This is a genomic window from Variovorax sp. E3, from assembly GCF_016082275.1.
Lineage (GTDB): Bacteria > Pseudomonadota > Gammaproteobacteria > Burkholderiales > Burkholderiaceae_C > Variovorax.
The window spans coordinates 38,033-58,033 of the sequence record NZ_MOWM01000030.1 but is presented as its reverse complement, the minus strand read 5'-3'; the positions used below and the strand labels follow the sequence as shown (position 1 = coordinate 58,033).

The window sequence follows — 20,001 nt, the reverse complement described above, 5'->3', positions numbered from 1 at the left end:
GCGATACAGCAGCGACAGCGCGGGCCGGTGGCGGCCGCGCTGCCAGAGCGCGGCGGCGGCGTTGCCGATGTCGTCGGGCAGGCTCTCGGGGCGGATGTCGAGGCTGCCGACATGGCTGGGCAGCGGCGCCTTGCCGGGCCGCGCGCCGCCGGCACGCACCTGCATCCAGCGGCGCAGGCGAATCACCAGCCAGGCCAGCGCCAGCGCGCCCAGCCCCCAGATGAGCCAGCGCGCGCCTTCGGCCACGACCTTCACGAAGTCGCGCAGCCAGTCGAGGCTGTCGGTCTTCTTGTCGGGCTCTTCGTCTTCTTCGTCGCGCGCCTTGAAGCGCAGCTTCTTCTCGGTCTTGAAGCCGGGCATGTTCGGATCGGCGCGCACCTTGTCGACGGCGGCCTTCACCTGTTCGCGCGTCGGGGGCTCCTGCGCGGCGGCGGCCAGCGGCACTCCAGCGCACGACACGGCCAGCACGGCCAGCAACAGGCCCCGCGCCCATCGCGCCATGCCGGCCGGTTCGCGCCGGTGTCACTTGAACCCACGGCGGAACTCCTGTTCGATGTCCCAGGCTTCCAGCTCCACCCGGCGGTTGAGGTACATCGCAAAACCGGCCGCCACGTAGAACGGCTCCAGCACGCCGACCACGAGCGCATAGGCCCCCGCGGCCAGCAGGCTCTGCAGTGCAGACTCCGACTGCGTGATCCAGCCGAACAGCTCGCGGGCGCTGCCTTCGGGCGCGAACCAGAACAGCAGCGACAGCAGGCAGATGTCCAGCGCCATCTCCACGTTGGCGTACACCAGCTGCATGCCCGTGGCCGCGCCGCGCCGTCCGCTCAGCAGTTGGTTGCGCCGCTTGCGCCGGGCGCTGCCGCGCTGGCCTTCGAGTTGCTCGATCGCCTGGGTGAACGAACGCCAGGGCGACAGCCGCCGCCACAGCAGCGTGCGCAGCAGTTGCCCGCCCCACACGGCGCGGCGGTTGTGCCACAGGTCGGCCCAGCGCGTCTCCTGGCCGAACACGGCGCGCGAATGCACGAATAGCAGGCTGCGGTCGAGCCAGGGCTTGAGGCAGAAGATCAGCAGGCTCGGCAGCCAGCCGGCGATCTCGACCGTGCAGAACGCCAGCAGCACCGTCACCACATACACCGGCAGGAAGGTGCGCCACACCGAGCGCGCATGGCTGCGCACCAGCTGCGCGCCCAGGTCGGCGGCCTCGGCCATGGGCCGGGGTCGCAGCGCGATGGCCAGGCCGTCAACCTGCACGGTCGCCCTCCTTCATTGCTGCAGCAGCCACGGCGGCGCGCGGTCGGCCCTGCCACCCGAGGTAGGCCAGCACCAGCACCCAGCAGGCGCCGCCCACGCCGTACTTCACGGCCGGCGCAATCCAGCGCGCCGACGACCAGAAGGCCTCGATCGCGGCGGCGATCAGCAGCAGGCCGATGACGCCGTAGACGATCACCACCGCATGCCGCGCGGCCAGCCGCAGGGCCTCGAGCCGCGTGTGCCGCCCCGGGGCGATCCACGCGTAGCCCAGCCGCAGCCCCGCCGCACCGGCCAGCACGATGGCCGTGAGCTCGAAGGCCGCATGCGTGACGACGAAGGACAGGAAGTTCTCGCTGTGCCCCGCGCCGATCAGGTAGCCGCCGACCGCGCCGATCTGCACGCCGTTGAACACCACCACCGCGGCGCTGCCCACGCCCGCGAAGATGCCGGCCGCGAAGCAGCGAAAGCCGATGCCGATGTTGTGCATCACGTAGAAGCCGAACATCTGCCAGTCGTCGTCGGCGCCGCGCGTGCGGCCGAAGGCCTCGGCGCTGTCGCTGTACATCGAATCGAACTGCTGCACGTTGTCGGCGTCCAGCAGGTGCAGGATGAAGCCCGGGTCGCGGTATGCGGCCCAGCCCGCCGCGAGCAGCGGCAGCGTGAACATGAGCGCCGACACCCACAGGAACACGCGGTGCGCCCGCACCGCCTCGGGAAAGTCGACCAGCGCCAGCCGCGCGAAGCGCGCCAGGCCGTAGTCGTGCTGCCGGTAGATCAGTCGGTGCGCGCTCTGCGTCAGGGTTTCGAGCCGCTGCGTGAGGTGGATCGGGTAGGCGCGCGCCTGGGCCAGCGCCAGGTGCTCGCACACGCGGCGGTACAGCGTGGAAAGCCGCGCACCGTCGAACTTGCGCTTGGTTTCGGCCACGCGGATCACGGCTTCGAGCTCGCTCCACAGCGGCGCGTAGGCGGCTTCGAAGTCGAGCGGCGTCATCGGGTGGTGCCTCCCTGGGTGGGCGCGCTGGCGCCACGGCGGCCCAGCACCCACTGCGCGACGCCGAGCAGCCGCTGCGACGCCGATGCATCCGACGACACGCCCGAAGCGTCGGGGCCCAGCACGGGCTCCGCGATGCGCGCGAGTTCGTCGAAGCGCTCAGGCGTGAGGCGCGTCGCGCGGCCAGCCCACGAGACGATGGCCATCTGCTCGCGCGGCGACAGCGGCCGCGCGGGCGCCCGCGGCTCGGCCGGGGGCACGTCGCCGTGCAGGCTCACCTGGCTGCTGAACACCACCAGCGTGCCGGCGGCCAGGTCGCCCAGCCGCTTGCTGTCGCGCCGCCACAGCATCGACACGATGCCCGCGCCGTAGAACGACGGCACGAAATCGGCCGCGCGCAGCAGGTTGCGGGTCAGCGCGGCGGCGGGCGTCACGGGCAGGCCCGAGTCCATCACCACGCGCAGGCCCATCATGCGTTTGCCGGGCGTGGCCGCCGCGCGCGTGAGCTCGAAGACCACGGGGTAGAACCACTCGAGGAAGAAGTAGCTCAGCAGCATGACGCCAACGCCCATCTTGCCCAGCATGCCGACGACGATCGCCACGCCGATGAAGATGCCCAGCCGGATCGCGAAGTCGATCAGGTAGGCCAGCCCGCGCGCCATCAGGCCGGCCGGACGCAGCGACAGCGCGATGCCCTCCGGGGTCTCGGCGGTGTAGAGCGTGTCGAGGCGCACGGGCGCTCAGGCCTGCAACACGACGGTATCGGCGATCTGGTCGTGCAGGCAGCGGCGCGATGCACGGAAGATGAAGAGGCAGTCGATGACCCAGTAGGCCGGGCCGAGCAGCGGCCAGATGCTCATCACGAACAACGGGCCGTCGCGCAGGCCGAGGATGCGGCCGATGGGCGCGAGCGATCCGTCGGGCCGCGCGATGCGGATCCCGCACAGCGCCTTGCCGATGGTCTGGCCGCGCGTGACCAGCAGGTAGCCGTGCAGCACGAGGTAGAGCACGATGCCGGTGGCGGCGTCGGAGAAGCGGGGGGTCCAGAGGCCGAGCCCGTCGTCCTCCCAGACATTCATCGAGGTGAACTTCGACAGCAGCCACAGCGAGCCGAGGGCAATGGCGCCGTCGAGCATGGCGGCCAGGAAGCGCTTGCCGCGCGAGGCGAGTTCCCCGGGCAGCGCCTGGCCGGGCCGCCGCACGTCTTCCACATGGGACTGCGGCGGCGCGTAGCGCGCGTCCTGCGACTGTTCTTCCATGCCCGTCCCTCTCCGAAACGATTGATTTTCGGAAGATTCTAGTGGGTGGCCTTGTCGATCAGGCGACGTCCGACGGGAGGAGATCGAGGCTGCGCCGCAGCGCCGCAGGTCGTCGAGCAGCAGGTTCAGCGGCGCGGCCAGCAGCGCATTCGAGGGCACGGCTTGCGATGCGCGCGCGCAGCGCTCGAGCTCGCTGAAGTCGATGGGGGCCGGCGCGGGGCCGCCCTTGCCTGCGAGCGCATCGGCCACGCCGACAACGGCTGCGGCGGCCGCGGCGACCGCCTGCGCCGCCTCGTGCCTGAAAGACTCCGGCGCCGCGCCGTCGGCCTGCCGGCACACGCGGTCCAGCACGACCGCGTCCTGGAAGATGCGCGCCGCGAGACCGGCCCTGTTGCGGTAGGTGCGCGCGGTACCGGCGGCCGCGCCACGGCGCCACCAGCGCGCCTCGAGGTCGGCGCTGCCGGCCAGCACCGCCAGCCGCCCGAGCGCCGCGCGCGTGCCCGCGTGGATGCGCGCGGCCTCGGCTTCGGTGGGCCGCTGCTTGCCCGCCATGCGCCGGGCAATGCCGTGCAGCAGCGCGGCGCAGCCGGTGTCGAAGCGCTCGCCCGCGTGGTACTCGGACATGACTGTAGAGACCGCCAGCGCCACCCCCACGCCGATGCTGATCTGCATCATGCGCAGCAGCGCCACCTGCAACGCGGAGTGGCCCGCAATGCCGCCGGCCGACAGGATGATCAGCGCCGCCACCGGCGCGCTGCGCAGGCCCGGCACGGCCGCGCCGGCAAAGGCCAGCAGCATGACGACGCCCAATGTGGTCGCCAGCACGGGCGCGCCATGGTGCTGCAGGTACACGCCCGCCAGGCCGCACACCGCGCCGACGGCGGTGCCGCGCACGCGGTCCCATCCGGCGTCGAGCGTGGAGCCGGCGCTGGGCCGCATGACGATCAGCACGCTCATCACCGACCAGAAACTCTCGGGCAGATGCAGCGCGACGGACACGCCCCATGCCAGCGCCACCGCCGCGGCCAGTTGCACGCCGGGCCGCCAGCGGCCATGGCGCCAGAGGCCCGTGATGTGTTGCAACGCGGGCGCCGCGTTCATGGCTTCGCCCCGGCGGCATCGACATCGAGCGCGGCGGCCAGGCCGTCGATCAGCTCGCAGGCCTGCAGCAGCACGGCCCGCTGCCCGGCGTCCAGCGTGGCGCCGATGGCTTCGGCCAGCACGGCCTCACGCGACCGCATGATCGCCTTCAGCCGCTTCGTGCCCTCGGACGTGAGCGACAGCACCGACTGGCGCCCGTCGCTGGCATGCGGCGCACGCGCGATCCAGCCTTCGGCTTCGAGCTCGGCCAGCAGCCGCGTCAGCGATTGCGGCTTGACGCGCTCCAGCGCCGCCAGCGCGGTCGGCGTGTTGGGCCCGTGGCGGTGCAGCTGGCCCAGCACGCTGAGCTTGGCCACGCTGGGGCCGTCGGGCGTGGCGCTGCCGCTGCGCAACTGGCGCGACAGCAGCGACACCGAGGTGCGAAGACGCGAGGCGCATTGCGCCGGATCCGGGGAGGTCGAAGCCATGCCCGGATTGTAAGACGCGTCTTTGTATTTGACGCGCTGAGCGTCGTCAGCCGCGGTTCGGCGACGAGTTCACGGGGTAGGTGATGGCGGGCCCGGCGGCGGCGGGCGGTTTTTCAGCGGCCGGTTTCTCGGCCGGGGCCTCGGCCTCGCCGTCCGAGCCTTCGGGGCCCTCGAGGAAGCGGTCGAGCAGCGAGAAGAAGCGGTCGTAGAAGCGCTCGTCGGTCAGCGTTTCGCTTGCGACCTTCACCATCGCGTCGTCGCTGCCCGAGAACGGCAGCGACAGCGAACCGATCGCGCCCACGCCCAGGCTGGCCGAGTTGTTGACCTTCTTGATGCCGTAGCGGTCCTGCAGCGCGGTCGCGAAGGCCACCGTGCTCCTGCTGGCCTTGGCGCCGCCCCGGGTGCTTTCGCGCGCGCAGACCACGCGGAACTCGACCTCGACGTGCACCTCGGCGGCCGGCTGGAAGCTCTTGCGCCCGGTCACGAGGTCGGCGTTGGCCGCCGTGATCATGTAGCCCTGGCTCAGCAGCGCGCGGCGCGCCGCCTCGCAGGTCTCGGCCTCGGTGGCCTCGTAGTCGCGGGTGTGGGTGGTGGTCGAGCCGAACGCCTCGGGCTCGTAGTTGACGCTGCGCGAGCCCGTGCTGCCGCAACCGGCGAGCACGAGGGCGGACAGCAGCCCCAGCACAAGGGCCGGCGCGCGAACGGAACGAAAGAAGTGAGTGGGGTGCATGGACGGCATGGAGCGGCGAATGCTAACCGGCGCCTGTGCCGGCAAGGCTTCGAGCGCCCCCGCGCGCCGGCGTTCCCTGCCCGCCGCGAAAGTTTTTTCTTGTGCCGCTCAGCCCCAGGGCAGCACGTGCTGCGCGCGCACCCGCGTCGCCGAGATCAGCCGGGCGTTGGGCGCGTCGGTGCTGGCCACCCAGGCGCGCGCCTCCTCGACGCTGCGGCCGAACTGCTGGTGGCGCCGCACCAGGCGCTCTTCGCGCAGCGCGTCGTCGATGTCCACGTACCAGACCTCGTCGAGCATCGCCGCCGCGCCGGCCCACGGACCCACGTCGTGCAGCAGGTAGTTGCCTTCGGTGATGACGAGCTGCGTCGACGGCAGCACCGCGATGGCGCCGGCCACGGGCTCCTCGATCTCGCGGCGGAATTCGGGGGCGTAGACGATGTCGCCATCAGGCCGTTGCGCGCGCAGGCGCTGCAGCAGCGCCACGTAGCCGGCGCTGTCGAAGGTGTCGGGCGCGCCCTTGCGATCGGCGCGGCCCAGGCGTTGCAGCTCGACATTGGCAAGGTGGAAGCCGTCCATCGGCACGACCTGGGCGCGCTCGGCGCCCACGGCCCGCAGCAGTGCCGCGGCCAATGTGGACTTGCCCGCGCCGGGCGCGCCGACCAGGCCCAGCAGCTTGCGCTGCCCGCTGGCCATGAGGGCCTGCAGGCGGGCGGCGCTGTCGGGCGGGAGGGAAGAAAGTGTTTGCGGTGGGTGGGTGGTCATGTGCCGAGCGTAGCGCCGTCCAGGTCAAAAAACATCAAGAGACAGAAGGCTGGGAGAGATGCCATCGAGGCAAGGTTTCGCGGCGATGCCGCCACTCCGGAGGAATCCCGTCGACACCGACGAAAGAGGCCACCACCCCGCCGACGATGGCGCACAGAGTGTCGCGGTCTCCGCCGGCACTGACCGTCAGCCACAGGGCCTGCGGGTAGTTTTCGAGCGACTGCCCGCAACACCACAGCGCCAAGGGCACGGTGTCCTGCGCCGACATGCGCATGCCATTGCCCAGCACCGACACGGGAAAGTCGAGCGAAGCGACCTGCCCCATCGAATGGGCACGAACCAGCTTGGAGCGCACCTCGCTCTGCGCAAGCCCCTCGATGATGCGGCCCAGGAATTCCTCGTGCGACGGGCGGTATCCGGCCGCCCGGCAGCGGCAGGCCTCTGCCGCCGCCAGCGCGACCGCCACCGCGCCCGCGATGCCTTCGGGATGGGCGTGCGTGACCTGCGCGGACAACGCCGCCTGCTCGGACACCACGGACAGGTCGTCCGAAAAGAATGCCCCCAAAGGCGCCGCGCGCATGGCGGCGCCATTGCCATAAGAGCCCTGCCCCTCGAACGCATCGTTCGTCACCCGCTGCCAGTCCTCGCCTTCGCGGATGCGGGCAAGCACGCGATGCATCGAGGGACCGTAGGCGCGCTCGTAGTCGTAGCGCTCGGCCAGGCTGCGCGCAAGTTCGGCCTGCGCCACGGCGCCATGCCCGGCCAGGATGCTCACCACCGACAGGGACATCTCCGTGTCGTCGGTAAAGAGCCAGGGCGCGGACGGCAGTCGCCGCTCGGTCAGCCGCTCTTCGCTGGCGTTCTCCGCTTGGAAGAAGCATTGGCCGAACGCATCGCCGATGGAAAGACCGTCGAGCGCCACCAGCGCACGCTGAAGCCGCGCCGACGTCATTTCTTCAGGATCTCACGGAACGTCAGGCTGATGCGCTCCCCCGCGCCTTCGGCCTTGGGAATGGCGTGCAGCCAGTCCTGCTGGACAGCGCCGGACATGTAGAGCAGTGAACCGTGAGGCAGCGCATAGTCGAAGCGCACGCTGCTATCGGCCTTGCTGCGGTAGGCAATCGAACGCGTGGCGCCGACGGACACGATGGCCACGCCCGTGCCGGGCGCGAGCGCATCGACCTCGTCCGAATGAAACCCCATCGACGACGCGCCGTCGGCATAGCGGTTGAGCAGGCAGTTGTTCGGACGAAAGCCGAGTTCGGTTTCGAGCCTGTCGCACAGCATGTCGAGTTCGGCGGGCATCGGCGCGGTCTCGTAGGCGATCTGCGAGTAGTCGTAGGGCACGCCGAAGCTGGCGGTCTGGCGTGCGCGCATGCGCTCGTCCCACGTCACCGTGGACCGGAGCCATTCGAGAAGGGCATCGGGCGACGCGACGAACGCGGGATCGAGACGGATGGGCGGCCTGTTGCGCATGGCCCGCAGGATACAAGGACCGGCGCTTGCCGGCCGGTCCTCTCGCTCAGTGGCGAATCAGGGGTACAGGCCGCGTTCCTGGCGCGCCATCAGGATGCGCTCGCAAGCCACCGCGTACGTGGCCGTGCGCAGCGTGATCTTGTGCTTGTCGGCCGTGTCCCAGATCTGGTTCAGGGCGTTCATCATGATGCGGTCCAGGCGCACGTTGATCTCGTCCTCGTCCCAGAAGAAGGACGAGAAGTCCTGCACCCATTCGAAGTAGCTCACGGTCACGCCGCCGGCGTTGCAGATCACGTCGGGCACCACCAGCACGCCGCGCTCGGCGAGGATGTCGTCGGCGGTCGGCACGGTGGGGCCGTTGGCGCCTTCGAGCACCAGCTTGGCGGTGGTCTTCTGCGCGCGCTCGGCGGTGATCTGGCCTTCGAGGGCGGCCGGGATCAGGATGTCGCAGGCGACGTTCCAGAAGTCTTCGTTCGGCACGATGTCGCCGCCGGCCTTGAAGGCCACGACGCCTTCCTTGTTGGCCACGGGAATCAGCTTGGCCAGGTCGAGGCCGTTGCTGTTGACGATGGTGCCGGTGTGGTCCTGCACCGCGACGATCTTGGCGCCCGCCTCGGCGAACAGTTCGGCCGCGACCGAGCCCACGTTGCCGAAGCCCTGCACCGCGATGCGCGCGCCGCGCAGGTCCATGCCCAGGCGTCGCGCGGCTTCGCGGCCGGTGACGAACACGCCGCGGCCGGTGGCCTTGACGCGGCCCAGCGAGCCGCCCAGGTGCAGCGGCTTGCCGGTGACGACGCCGGTGGCGGTGCCGCCGACGTCATGGAGTAAGTGTCCATCATCCACGCCATGATCTGGCCGTTGGTGTTGACGTCGGGCGCGGGGATGTCGGTGTGCGGGCCGATGATGATGCCGATCTCGCTGGTGTAGCGGCGGGTGATCTTCTCGAGCTCCTGCAGCGACAGCTTCTTGGGGTCGACGCGGATGCCGCCCTTGGCGCCGCCGTACGGCAGGTTGACGGCGGCGGTCTTGATGGTCATCCAGGCCGACAGGGCCATCACTTCCTCGAGCGTGACGTCGGGGTGGAAGCGCACGCCGCCCTTGCCCGGGCCGCGGCTCATGTTGTGCTGCACGCGGTAGCCCTCGAAGTGGGCGATGGTGCCGTCGTCCATTTCAATGGGCACGTCGACGATGAGCGCGCGCTTGGGGCGCTTGAGGGTTTCGACCCAGCGGGCCAGCGGGCCGAGGTACGGCACGACGCGGTCGACCTGCGAGAGATAGGTGCCCCACGGGCTGTTGGCGGTCGGGCTGACGAAGGAGAGTTTTTCGCTCATGAGAGATCCCTTGGTTGAACGGGTGCCCGCAACGATAGACCTGTGTCGCGCGTTGCGCCATGGCTTATGCGCGCCGCGCTGGCGGTTATGCAAGAGACGTTAGGCGGCGCGCCGCCGCGTCCGATTGCGCCGATGTAATCGCGGCGTGCGGTGAATGACGCACTGGTTTTCCAGACTGGCGTGGCATGTCGGCAAGACCCGGCATGGCCGGTGCCAAGGGGGTGCCGGCACATCACCCGACGCCAACCAGGAGACCTTCACCATGTCGCATCGTTCGCTTCTCGCGGCCGCCTTCACGGCCGCCGCGCTGGCACCGCTGGCCGCTTCGGCCGCCGGCGAATTCCACTTCGCCCCCACCGAGGCCGGCGTGACCCGCTACCCCGAGCACCTGCGCCGGGACCCGTCGCGCGACAGGGTCGTGGCCGAACTCGAGACGGCGCAAAAGCAACCCGCCTGGAACACCGTGAGCCGCGGCGCGCCCTGGCCCGCGCCGCGCGCCGGTCAACCCGCCACGCGCGCGGCCGTGGAGGCCGAGGCCATCGAGGCCATGCGCGCGGGAACGATTCCCTCGGGCGAACGCTAGGCCGCGCCGCGCGCCACGCGGCGCGCGCCACATGACAAAACCGTCATCGACGGGTTATCGATCCGGCGGATCCGTTTTCTACAGTGGACTTCGCCGATCACACAACACAAGCAACCACTTCAAGGAGTTACGAATGATGAAGAAGCCCTCGTCCACCGCCCGCCTGCTGGCCGCCACCGCTGTCGCGGCCCTGCTGGGCGCCGCCGCCGCGCCCAGCTTTGCCGGCAACTACGCCGAGGGCGACCCGCGCCCGGTGCCGCTGGCGTCGTCCACGACGCGCGCCGCCGTGACGGCCGACGCGCAGCAGTGGCTGAAGGCCGCCCCCACGCAGGGCTACACCGACAACATCGCGCAAGCGCCCGCCGCGGTCTCGACCAACACCCGCGCCGCCGTGGCCGCCGACACCCGCCTGTGGCTGCAGTCGGGCCTCGCGGCCAAGCAGAACGGCGAAGCCGGCGCCGACGCCACGCGCCCGGCTATCGCCAGGCCGCCGCCGACTACCAGAACCGCCAGGCCGCGGCGCAGGCCCAGGCGCAGCCGGGCACCACGCTGCGCTGAGCCGCAGCGTCGAACAGCAAGAGCACCCCGCCCTGGCCCGCGCGGCGGGTAGGCGTTGGGTAGGCCAAGGGCATTTCCTTGGTTCTATCTCCTAAGGCCTGTACCAACGGGCCGCATCTTCTTCATGAAATCGGTGTGCGGGCCGGATAATCCTCCGATGCTCGACCTCGACCGCATCGATCTGCGCCTGCTGAAGATTCTTCAGGAGGACGGCCGCATCACCAACCTCAAGCTGGCCGAGGCGGTGGCGCTGTCGCCCACCGCGGTGCTGGCGCGCGTGCAGCGCCTGACGCGCGACGGTTTCATCCTGGGCTACGAGGCGCGGCTCGATCCGCACAAGCTCGGGCGCGGCTTCACCGTGTTCGTCGAGGTGCTGCTCGACCGCACCACGCCCAATGTGTTCGACCAGTTCAAGGCGGCGGTGCAGGTGCGCGAGGAAATCATGGAATGTCACATGGTCGCGGGCGGCTTCGACTACCTGCTCAAGACGCGCATGGCCGACATGGCCGCGTACCGCGATTTCGCGGGCACCGTGCTGTGGCAGTTGCCCGGCGTGCGGGAAACGCGGACTTATGCGGTGATGGAAGAGGTCAAGAGCAGCGCGCGGCTGCCGCTGGGGCTGTAACGGCGGGCCAAAGTTGTATGCGACAATAAAATATTGTCGACAATTTGACAGGCGTCGCACCGATGCCCGTCGCGCCCGAGAAGCAAGCCCCATGGAAAACGAGCCCGGAAAAACGCTCTCCCAGACGATTTCGGACCGCCTTGCCGAAGAAATCGTGCTTCGCCGCTTCCAGCCCGGCGAGCGGCTGGACGAACAATCGATCGCCACGCGCTTCGGCGTCTCCCGCAGCCCCGTGCGCGACGCGCTGCGGCAATTGGCGTCGACCCGGCTGGTCGAGCACCTGCCGCGGCGCGGCTTCTCGGTCGCGGCCATGGCGCCGGCCGACCTGGACGGCCTGTTCGAGGCCTCCGGCGAAATCGAGGCCCTGTGCGCCAAGCTGTGCGCGCTGCGGGCCGCGCCTTCGGAGCGCAAGCGGATCGAGTTCGTCCACCTACAGGCCGCCAAGGCCGCGGCCGACGGCGACGCCAAGGCCTACGCCGAGCTGAACGAAGAATTCCACGCGCTCATCTACGCCGGCGCCCGCAACAAGACGCTGCAAGACCTGGCGCTCGGCCTGCGCCAGCGCCTGGCACCGTTCCGTTCGCGCGGCTTCTTCGTGGCCGAGAACCGCCTGCAGCATTCCCATGTCGAGCACGAGGCGCTGGTCACGGCCCTGCTCGCCCATGACGGCGACGCCGCCGCCGCGGCCATGCACAGCCACGCCGCGAACTCGGCCATGAACGTGCTGCAGCACTTCGGCAACGACAGCCGAGGCACGCCCTCCGGCGCAGCCGCCTGACACCGGCCGGCGCATGCCCGGCACCCCGCACATCCGCGCACCGCGCCCTCATGGGCGCGCTTCTCGCGCGCACGCCTCCCCCGTCATTTGCCCGCCAGTCCGGCGGCGCGTCCGTGCGCCCTTCTTTCGCGCCTTCAGTCGTCGTCCACGACAAATTCTTGACCTTCTTGAACACCGGATCATAAAATTGCACACAATTTGCAGATACTGAATGCAAAATACAGTTCACGGATTTCGTTCAATCAAAAAATAGGAGTCATCGAATGTCCTGGATCGCACTTGCCACCTACCGCCGCACCGACCGCCTGGCCCCCGCCTGGTGATCGACAACCGGCTCTACGACCTGGAGGCCGCGCTGGCCGCGGGCCTGCCGCGGCCTCGCCCGACTGGCTTTCGGGCGGCGTCGAAGCCATGCTGCGGGACTGGGCCACCGCCCAGGCCTGGCTGCGCGACGCCACGCCGGTGGCCGCGTCGCTCGCGGCATCGGGCGCGATCCGGCCGGTCGAAGGTGGCGCCTCGGCCGTGGCCGCGCCCTACGTGCCCAACCGCATCTTCTGCGCGGCCTCCAACTACGCCTCGCATGCCAACGAAATGGGCACGGTGCTGGCGGCCAAGTCGCAGAGCAAGCCCTACATGTTCCTGAAGCTGTCGAACACCGTCATCGGCGACGGCGAGACCATCCAGATGCCGCCCGAGACCAGCAAGCTCGACTGGGAAGTGGAGCTGGCCGCGGTCATCGGCAAGCGCTGCCGGCGCGTGTCGGTCGAGGACGCGCTCGACGCGGTGGCCTGCTACACCATCGTCAACGACATCTCGGCGCGCGACCTCAACATCCGCGGCGACTACCCGTTCAAGCACGACTGGTTCCAGGGCAAGTGCCACGACACCTTCGCGCCCATCGGCCCCTGGCTCGTGCCCGCCTGGCAGATCCCCGACCCGCAGGCCGTGAACATGCGCCTGGACGTCAACGGCGAGCCGATGCAGCAGGACAGCACGGCCAACATGATCTGGACCGTGCGCGAGCAGATCGCCTACCTGTCGACCATCGTCACGCTCGAGCCGGGCGACGTGATCGCCACCGGCACGCCGACCGGCGTGGGCATGGGCCGCGGCGTCTACCTGAACGCGGGCGACCGGCTGGTCGCGAGCATCGAAGGCATCGGACAGCTGTCCAACCAGGTGCAAGCAGAGCGCGTCTAAGCGCCGGCACCCGGGGGGCCGATGCGGCCCCTGCTTTCAGAAGACAGCGAACGACAACAACGTATGGAGACAACATGCACCCACCTCACAGAGGACTCGCCGCCGCTTTCGCGCGCGCCCTGACGGGTATCGCCGCGGCGGCGCTGTTTGCCGCCGCGAGCCCCGCCGCCGCGCAGGAAAAGATCACCTACAACATGGCCTGGCTGCCGCAGGGCAGCTCGGTCGGCGTCATCGTCGCGAAGGAGCAGGGCTTCTTTCGCGAGCTCGGGCTGGACGCCACCATCGTGCGCGGCTACGGCGGCAACCGCACCGCCAACGAGCTCGACCAGGGGCAGTTCGAGTTCGGCTATGTCGACCCGATCAGCCTGGTGCTCAACCGCGCCAACGGCGGCAAGATCCGCATGGTGGGCGCGCTCAACACGCGCTGGCCGGCCGGCATCTGCTTCGACACCAAGCGCCACCGGCCGAAGACGCCGGCCGACATGAAGGGCCTGGTGCTCGGCGGCGGCTCGGCCTCGCCGGTGCACAACGTGGTGCCGGCGTGGCTCGAGCAGAACGGCCAGCCCAAGGACAGCATCCGGCTGCTGCGCATGGACCCGGCGGTGGTCGACGCCTCGCTCATCGAAGGGCGCATCGACCTGGCCGAATGCTGGCGCGCGAGCAACCGCGCCGTCACGCAGAAGCAGGCCAATGCCGCCGGCGTGACCCTGGGCTGGATCGAGTACGGCGACTTCGGGCTGGACGCCTACGGCAGCGGCTTCGCCACCAGCGAGGACGTGATCAGCAAGCGGCCCGACGTGGTGAAGAAGTTCCTGCGCGCGTCGTACCGCGGCTATGCCTACGCGCTGGCCAACCCGGAGAAGGCGGCCGACCTGATGGTCAAGGCCTTCCCCACCACCGACCGCGCCGTGGCCCTGGCCCAGATCAAGGACATGGGCGACCTGCTGGTCGATCCGCAGGCCAAGGCCAACGGCATGGGCTACCTGCGCGAGGACCGCATGCGCAGCACCGTGCAATTCGTCGACAAGGCCTTCGGCCTGAACGGCAAGGTGAAGCCGCAGGACACCTACACCAACGACCTGCTCACGCCATGAAGGAACCCACGATGGCCCAACGCCCCCGCCCCCAACGCCTCGGCCATGTCGTGCTCAACGTGCGCGACCTGAAGGCCTCGGTGCGCTTCTATACAGAGATCGTCGGCCTCCAGGTGTCCGACCACATCGAGGACCAGATGGCCTTCCTGCGCTGCGGCCAGGACCACCACGACCTTGCGCTCGCGCAGATCCCGCCCGGCGATCCGCAGCACGGCGCCACCTACACGCCCGGCCGCCCGGGGCTGGAGCACTTCTCCTACCAGCTGGGCTCGCTCGCCGAGATCGAGGAGGCCGCGCGCTTTCTGCAGGAGCACGGCGTGGACATCGTGCGCGGCATCGGCAAGCACGGCCCCGGCGAGAACCTGTTCCTGGTGTTCAAGGACCCCGACGGCAACTACTGCGAGTTCTACGCGGAGATGGTGCAGGTGACGCCCGCGCAGCCCTACACGCCGCGCGTATGGAAGAACGACCTCGCGGCCTTCGACCAGTGGCACTTCGACAAGTTCGTGGTGCCGCCGCCCGAGTGGGGCCCCAGGCGCTGAGCGCCGGACGCGGCGCCCCGACAGCAGAAGACGACGAAGACAAAAAGACAGAGATCCGGAGACAAGACAAATGAACCAACCCGTGCCGCGTTCCGAAGCCTGGCGGCGCTTCACCGACCCCGCGCTGCTCTTCATCGTGCTGGCCGTGCTGTGGGAGAAATCGGTCGACGTGTTCGGCATCAAGCGCTACCTGCTGCCGCCGCTGTCGCAGGTGCTCGACAGCCTGTGGAGCAACCGCATGGCGCTGCTCGCGCAGTCGTGGGTCACCACGCAGGAGGTGCTGGCCGGCTTCGCGCTGGCCGCGATCGGCGGCGTGCTGCTGGGGCTGGCCATCCATGCGGTGCCGGTGGTGCGGCGCATGCTGTATCCGCTGATCGTGGTGTTCCAGGGCCTGCCCAAGATCGCGCTGGCGCCGCTGATGGTGATCTGGTTCGGCTACGGCGACACCTCGAAGATCCTGATGGCCTTCCTGTTCGCCTTCTTCCCTGTGGTGATCGCCACCATGGGCGGGCTGGCCGGCACGCCGGCGCACCTGGTGGAGCACTTTCGCGCGATCCGCGCGCCGGCCTGGACCACCTTTCGCCGCCTGTACGTGCCCTCGGCGCTGCCCTCGATCATGGACGGCTGCAAGTCGGCGATGCCGCTGGCCGTCATCGGCGCCATCGTGGGCGAGTTCGTCGGCTCGGAGCGCGGGCTCGGCCACCTCATCCTCGAGGCCAACGCCAATGCGCGCACCGACTACCTGTTCGCGGCGCTGGTGGTGATCTCGGTCGTGGCCGGGCTGCTCTACGTGCTGGTCGAGCTGGCCGCCAAGCGCGTCTGGTGGCGCGGGCTCTGAGCCTCGCACTTCTTCCTTTTTTCTCTTTCCTATTTCAACTTCAGGAGACATCCCCATGGCCAAACTACGTCACATCGCCGTCGCGGTTCCCGATCCGCACAAGGCCGCCAAGTTCTACAGCGAGGTCTTCGGGCTCACCATCGTCGAGCCCACGCACTCGCCCATCGCCGACGGCGTGTACCTGTCGGACGGCACCATCTGCCTGGCGCTGCTGAACTACAAGACCGACGAAGCCGCGGGCCTGGAGCGCGGCAAGGACTGGATCGGCACGCACCACTTCGGTTTCTGGTGCGACGACCTCGAGGCGCAGCGCAAGACCATCGAGGACAACGGCGGCACCTTCTTCATGGACCTGCCGCACGACAAGAAGAGCCTTTACTACGAGATGAAGTTTCGCGACCTCGACGGCGTGGTGTTCGACATCTCCGAAGGCGGATGGGTCGGAGCGAAGAAGTGAAACCTGGCGCCGTTGCAACCGGTGAAGCCGCGGCCGGCGCCATGACCACGGCCACCGCCGTCAGCGTGCGCGGGGTCGCCAAGACCTTCGACGCGCGCCAGGGCGTGCGGGCGCTGGACCAGGTGGACTTCAGCGTGCCGCGTGGCGAGTTCGTCTCGATCCTCGGGCCGAGCGGCTGCGGCAAGAGCACCCTGCTGCGCATCGTGGCCGGGCTGATCCAGCCCGACGCGGGCGGCGACGTGCGCGTGTTCGACCACGCGCAGACGCAGATGTCGGACGACGTGGGCGTGGTCTTCCAGACGCACAACATGCTGCCCTGGGAAACCGTGGAGGCCAACATCCGCCTCGCGGCCGAGGTGCGCAAGCTGCCGAAGAAGGACATCGACGAGCGCGTCGAGGCGCTGCTGCCGATCCTGAAGCTGGAGAAGTTCCGCCGCAACTACCCGCACGAGCTTTCGGGCGGCATGCGCCAGCGCGCCGCGCTCGGGCAAATCCTGGTGATGCGCCCCAAGGTGCTGCTGCTGGACGAGCCCTTCGGCGCGCTCGACGCACTCACGCGCGACCAGCTCAACGTCGAGCTGCTGCGCCTGTGGCAGGAGATGCGGCAGACGGTGATCCTCATCACGCACAGCATTTCGGAGGCCGTGTTCCTGTCGGACCGCGTGCTGGTGATGTCCGAGCGGCCGGGCCGCGTGGTCGAGGACATCCGCATCGACCTGCCGCGCCCGCGCGACCCGCGCACCACCAAGGAAGCGGCCGCCTTCGGCCACTACGTGGTGCAACTGGGCCACCTGATGGGCGTGGACTGACGCGCCCGACGACTTCCATTTTCCGGAGCATTCTTTCTTGAACACATCGAAATTCCACGGGGTCGTGCCGGCCATGGCCACCCCCTTCACCGCGGACCACAGGCTGGACGAGCACCGCGTGGGCGAACTCATCGAAAGCTACATCCAGGCCGGCGTGCACGGCATCTCGGTGGCCGGCAGCAGGGCGAGTTCTTCGCGCTCGACACGGCCGAGCACATCCGGCTGCTGGAGCTGTCGATGCGCGCCATCGACGGCCGCGTGCCGCTCTACGCAGGCACCGGCGGCGCCACCACGCGCCAGGCCATCGCGCTCACGCAGGCGGCCGAAGCCATGGGCGCCGACCTGGCGCTGGTGATCACGCCCTACTTCGTGCAGCCCACGCAGGAAGAGCTGGTGGCGCACTACACCGCCGTGGCCCGTGCCACCAGGCTGCCGGTGATGCTCTACAACAACCCGCCCCGCACCAGCGTCAACGTGCTGCCGGCCACGCTCGCGCGCTGCATGCGGGCGGCCGACAACATCGTGGGCATGAAGGACTCGGGCGGCGACCTCACGCAGTCGATCGAATACCTGCTGACCGCGCCGCGTCCCGCGCTGCTGTTCTCGGGCCGCGACACCATCGCGCTGTCGATGATGTTCCACGGCGCGCAGGGCACCATCTCACCGGCGGCCAACGTGTTCCCCGAACTCATGGTGCGCATGTACGACGCGCTGCGCGCCGGCAAGCACGAAGAGGCGTTGCGCCTGTCGAACGCGTTCGCGCCGCTGCGCGCGGCATGGGCCTGGGGTTCGTTCCCGGTGGTCATCAAGGAAGCGATGACGCTCGCGGGCCGCAGCGCCGGGCCGACGCGCCCGCCCGTGGCCGCGCTGCCCGAGAAGGTGCGCGCCGACCTCGAAGCCGTGGTCCAGCGCATCGCGGCCACCGCCTGACGCCGCGCATGAACACCGACGCCGCGCCGCTGCCGGAAGGCGAGCGGCTGTACAACGCGCGCCTTGCCGTTGCGCACCACCCGCGCATCTTCGACGCTGGGCGCGCGCGTCGGCCACGGTGCGCGCCGGCGCGCCCTGCCGGCTCGACCTGGCCTACGGTCCGCATGCGATGGAGCGGCTCGACCTGTTCCTGCCGCAGGGCGCCCGCGCGGCACGCTGATGTACATCCACGGCGGCTACTGGCGCTCGCTCGACAAGTCCGACGCGTCCATCGTCGCGCCGCCGTTCACGGCGGCCGGCTATGCGGTGGCGGTGGTCAACTACGCGCTGTGCCCGGCCGTGGGCGTGGAAACCATCGTCGCGCAGGTGCGCCGGGCAGCCACGTGGCTCGCCGCGCACCACGCCGAGTGGAACGCGCCCGCCGGCCGGCTGTTCGCCTGCGGGCATTCGGCCGGCGGCCACCTGGCCGCGATGCTGCTCGCGACCGAGCCCGGCGTTGCCGCCGCCATGTGCGTGAGCGCGCTGTACGACCTGCGTCCGCTGCTGCAGGTGCCCTCGGTGGTGGAGGCCACGCGCTTCACGCCGCACAGCGTGCAGGCGCTGAGCCCCGCGCTGCTGAAGCCGCTCACCGGTGCGCCGCTGCTCACCGCGATCAGCAGCGACGAGAACCCGGGCTTCACATGCAGCTCGACGCCATCCGGGGCAGTTGGCGCCACGTTCACGCGGGCCACGTCGCCTGCCCCGGCCTCGACCACTTCACGATCCTGGACGCGCTGACGCAGCCCGACGGCGCCATCGCCGTGGCCGCGCTGCGGCTGATGCAGTCCTTCGACACGACGAACCCCACCGCTTCTGCTTCCTCTTCTGCTTCTTCATGATTTCCGACAGCGCACTCGACACCCTCTTCCGGCAGGCCCGGTCCCACAACGGCTGGCTGCCGCGCCCGGTCAGCGAAGCGCAGTTGCGCCAGGTCTACGAGCTGGTGAAGTGGGGCCCGACCTCGGCCAACTGCTCGCCGATGCGCGTGGTGTTCGTGCGCACCGACGAAGGTCGCGCGCGGCTGCGGCCGCTGCTGTCGCCCGGCAACGTCGACAAGACGATGACGGCGCCCGTCACCGCCGTCATCGGTTTCGACACCGCCTTTCACCGCGAACTGCCGCGCCTGTTTCCGCACAACCCCGCGATGCAGGCGCACTTCACCGCGCCCGGCAAGGAGGCGCACGCCGCGCTCACCGCCTTTCGCAACGCGAGCCTGCAGGCGGGCTACTTCATCCTCGCGGCGCGCGCCGTCGGGCTCGACTGCGGGCCGATGTCGGGCTTCGACACCGAGGGGGTCGACCAGGCCTTCTGGGCCGGCACCACCGTGAAGACCAACTTCCTGTGCAACCTCGGCCACGGCGATGCGGCCCTGCTGTTCGAGCGGCACCCGCGGCTGTCGTTCGACGAAGCCTGCGGTTTCGCCTGAGGTCCGCGCGATGTTCTTCGACACGACGCTGCTGGTCGTCGCGGCCTTCGTCGCGGGTGCGCTCAATGCGGTGGCCGGCGGCGGCAGCTTCCTGACCCTGCCCGCGCTGGTGCTCACCGGCATTCCGGCGGTCAGCGCCAACGCCACGGGCACGCTGGCGCTGCTGCCCGGCTACATCGCGGGCGCCTGGGGCTTTCGCGCCGACACGCAGCCACCGCCCGGCCTCTCGGCCCTGAAGCTCGCGCTGCTGTGCCTGCTCGGCGGCAGCACCGGCGCCGTGCTGCTGTTGCTGACGCCCGACGCCACCTTCCGCCGCGTGGTGCCGTGGCTGTTGCTGCTGGCGACCTTCCTGTTCATGGTCGGCCCGCGCCTGGCGCTGTCGAACAAGCCGCAGGCCGCGCACCCCGTGCCGGCCATGCTGGGCGTGTTCGCGGTCACGCCTACGGCGGCTATTTCAACGGCGGCCTCGGCATCCTGCTGCTGGCCCTGTTCGGCCTGCTGGGCCAGAAGAACCTGCATGCGATGAACGGGCTGAAGAACCAGGTGTCGGCGCTGCTCACGCTGATCGCGGTGTCGCTGTATGCCTGGGGCGGGCTCATCGCATGGCGCGAAGCCTCGGTGATGATGGGCGCCGCGCTGCTGGGCGGCTATGCGGGTGCGCGCGTGGCGCGCAAGGTGCCGGTCGTGTGGCTGCGGCGCGGCATCGCGGCCACCGGGCTGACGATGAGCGTGCTGTTCTTCCTGCGCTGAA

Annotated in this window: 21 protein-coding genes and 4 pseudogenes; 14 read left to right on the top strand and 11 right to left on the bottom strand. The window is 69.8% G+C overall.

The genetic code is table 11. The annotated features are described in order from the left end of the window. The 11 genes and pseudogenes from BMG07_RS13675 to BMG07_RS13620 form a co-directional block, all read right to left on the bottom strand. A pseudogene (locus BMG07_RS13675) lies at positions 1-501 on the bottom strand (DUF4129 domain-containing protein); the annotation flags it as partial. A 21-nt stretch (positions 502-522) separates the two neighbouring features. Continuing rightward, positions 523-1,254, bottom strand: a complete 732-nt coding sequence (locus BMG07_RS13670; RefSeq protein ID WP_198085031.1) for a hypothetical protein — start codon at positions 1,252-1,254, stop codon at positions 523-525. Beyond that, on the bottom strand, positions 1,244-2,245 hold the full coding sequence (locus BMG07_RS13665) for a stage II sporulation protein M (RefSeq protein ID WP_198085030.1): 1,002 nt from the start codon (positions 2,243-2,245) through the stop codon (positions 1,244-1,246). Before BMG07_RS13665 ends, BMG07_RS13670 begins: the two co-directional genes overlap by 11 nt. Beyond that, on the bottom strand, positions 2,242-2,979 hold the full coding sequence (locus BMG07_RS13660; protein WP_198085029.1) for an RDD family protein: 738 nt from the start codon (positions 2,977-2,979) through the stop codon (positions 2,242-2,244). Before BMG07_RS13660 ends, BMG07_RS13665 begins: the two co-directional genes overlap by 4 nt. Before the next feature lie 6 nt (positions 2,980-2,985). Next, complete coding sequence (locus BMG07_RS42040; RefSeq protein WP_269758930.1) at positions 2,986-4,605, bottom strand: FUSC family protein; 1,620 nt, start codon at positions 4,603-4,605, stop codon at positions 2,986-2,988. Further along, a complete protein-coding gene (locus BMG07_RS13645; RefSeq protein WP_198085028.1) occupies positions 4,602-5,072 on the bottom strand; it encodes a MarR family winged helix-turn-helix transcriptional regulator in 471 nt (156 codons plus the stop codon). The genes BMG07_RS42040 and BMG07_RS13645 overlap by 4 nt, the downstream gene beginning before the upstream one ends. Before the next feature lie 46 nt (positions 5,073-5,118). Beyond that, positions 5,119-5,811, bottom strand: a complete 693-nt coding sequence (locus tag BMG07_RS13640; RefSeq protein WP_198085027.1) for a DUF2242 domain-containing protein — start codon at positions 5,809-5,811, stop codon at positions 5,119-5,121. A 99-nt stretch (positions 5,812-5,910) separates the two neighbouring features. Next, positions 5,911-6,564 carry a nucleoside/nucleotide kinase family protein gene (locus BMG07_RS13635; RefSeq protein WP_198085026.1) on the bottom strand — a complete coding sequence of 218 codons (654 nt, stop codon included), beginning with the start codon at positions 6,562-6,564 and terminating at the stop codon, positions 5,911-5,913. A 34-nt stretch (positions 6,565-6,598) separates the two neighbouring features. Continuing rightward, positions 6,599-7,516, bottom strand: a complete 918-nt coding sequence (locus BMG07_RS13630; RefSeq protein ID WP_198085025.1) for an ADP-ribosylglycohydrolase family protein — start codon at positions 7,514-7,516, stop codon at positions 6,599-6,601. Then, on the bottom strand, positions 7,513-8,040 hold the full coding sequence (locus BMG07_RS13625) for an alpha-ketoglutarate-dependent dioxygenase AlkB (protein WP_198085024.1): 528 nt from the start codon (positions 8,038-8,040) through the stop codon (positions 7,513-7,515). The genes BMG07_RS13630 and BMG07_RS13625 overlap by 4 nt, the downstream gene beginning before the upstream one ends. A 57-nt stretch (positions 8,041-8,097) precedes the next feature. Further along, positions 8,098-9,371: pseudogene (locus BMG07_RS13620) on the bottom strand (Glu/Leu/Phe/Val dehydrogenase). 262 nt (positions 9,372-9,633) lie between these two features. Here BMG07_RS13620 and BMG07_RS13615 point away from each other — a divergent pair. From BMG07_RS13615 to BMG07_RS13545, 14 genes and pseudogenes are all read left to right on the top strand, one after another. Continuing rightward, positions 9,634-9,954 carry a DUF4148 domain-containing protein gene (locus BMG07_RS13615; RefSeq protein WP_198085023.1) on the top strand — a complete coding sequence of 107 codons (321 nt, stop codon included), beginning with the start codon at positions 9,634-9,636 and terminating at the stop codon, positions 9,952-9,954. Between the two features lie 133 nt (positions 9,955-10,087). After that, the gene (locus tag BMG07_RS13610; RefSeq protein ID WP_269758929.1) at positions 10,088-10,564 is read left to right on the top strand and encodes a hypothetical protein; all 477 of its coding nucleotides are present in this window, start codon (positions 10,088-10,090) and stop codon (positions 10,562-10,564) included. A 105-nt stretch (positions 10,565-10,669) separates the two neighbouring features. Beyond that, complete coding sequence (locus BMG07_RS13605) at positions 10,670-11,137, top strand: Lrp/AsnC ligand binding domain-containing protein (RefSeq protein ID WP_198085022.1); 468 nt, start codon at positions 10,670-10,672, stop codon at positions 11,135-11,137. A 91-nt stretch (positions 11,138-11,228) separates the two neighbouring features. Then, the gene (locus tag BMG07_RS13600) at positions 11,229-11,915 is read left to right on the top strand and encodes a GntR family transcriptional regulator (protein WP_198085021.1); all 687 of its coding nucleotides are present in this window, start codon (positions 11,229-11,231) and stop codon (positions 11,913-11,915) included. Between the two features lie 411 nt (positions 11,916-12,326). Beyond that, positions 12,327-13,115, top strand: a complete 789-nt coding sequence (locus tag BMG07_RS13595) for a fumarylacetoacetate hydrolase family protein (RefSeq protein WP_269758928.1) — start codon at positions 12,327-12,329, stop codon at positions 13,113-13,115. A gap of 74 nt (positions 13,116-13,189) precedes the next feature. Then, complete coding sequence (locus BMG07_RS13590; protein ID WP_198085020.1) at positions 13,190-14,209, top strand: ABC transporter substrate-binding protein; 1,020 nt, start codon at positions 13,190-13,192, stop codon at positions 14,207-14,209. A gap of 11 nt (positions 14,210-14,220) precedes the next feature. Then, positions 14,221-14,751: a VOC family protein gene (locus tag BMG07_RS13585; RefSeq protein WP_198085019.1), complete on the top strand. Its 531-nt coding sequence runs from the start codon at positions 14,221-14,223 to the stop codon at positions 14,749-14,751. Between the two features lie 70 nt (positions 14,752-14,821). Beyond that, complete coding sequence (locus tag BMG07_RS13580; protein ID WP_198085018.1) at positions 14,822-15,589, top strand: ABC transporter permease; 768 nt, start codon at positions 14,822-14,824, stop codon at positions 15,587-15,589. Between the two features lie 55 nt (positions 15,590-15,644). Continuing rightward, a complete protein-coding gene (locus tag BMG07_RS13575) occupies positions 15,645-16,046 on the top strand; it encodes a VOC family protein (RefSeq protein ID WP_198085017.1) in 402 nt (133 codons plus the stop codon). Continuing rightward, positions 16,043-16,855 carry an ABC transporter ATP-binding protein gene (locus BMG07_RS13570; RefSeq protein WP_307866949.1) on the top strand — a complete coding sequence of 271 codons (813 nt, stop codon included), beginning with the start codon at positions 16,043-16,045 and terminating at the stop codon, positions 16,853-16,855. The genes BMG07_RS13575 and BMG07_RS13570 overlap by 4 nt, the downstream gene beginning before the upstream one ends. A gap of 73 nt (positions 16,856-16,928) precedes the next feature. Continuing rightward, positions 16,929-17,785 (top strand): annotated as a pseudogene (dapA, locus tag BMG07_RS13560) (4-hydroxy-tetrahydrodipicolinate synthase). 219 nt (positions 17,786-18,004) lie between these two features. After that, the gene (locus tag BMG07_RS13555) at positions 18,005-18,562 is read left to right on the top strand and encodes an alpha/beta hydrolase (RefSeq protein WP_198085013.1); all 558 of its coding nucleotides are present in this window, start codon (positions 18,005-18,007) and stop codon (positions 18,560-18,562) included. A 97-nt stretch (positions 18,563-18,659) separates the two neighbouring features. Then, positions 18,660-19,250, top strand: a complete 591-nt coding sequence (locus BMG07_RS13550) for a malonic semialdehyde reductase (RefSeq protein WP_198085012.1) — start codon at positions 18,660-18,662, stop codon at positions 19,248-19,250. Between the two features lie 10 nt (positions 19,251-19,260). After that, positions 19,261-20,000: pseudogene (locus BMG07_RS13545) on the top strand (sulfite exporter TauE/SafE family protein). Position 20,001: the final 1 nt, after the last annotated feature.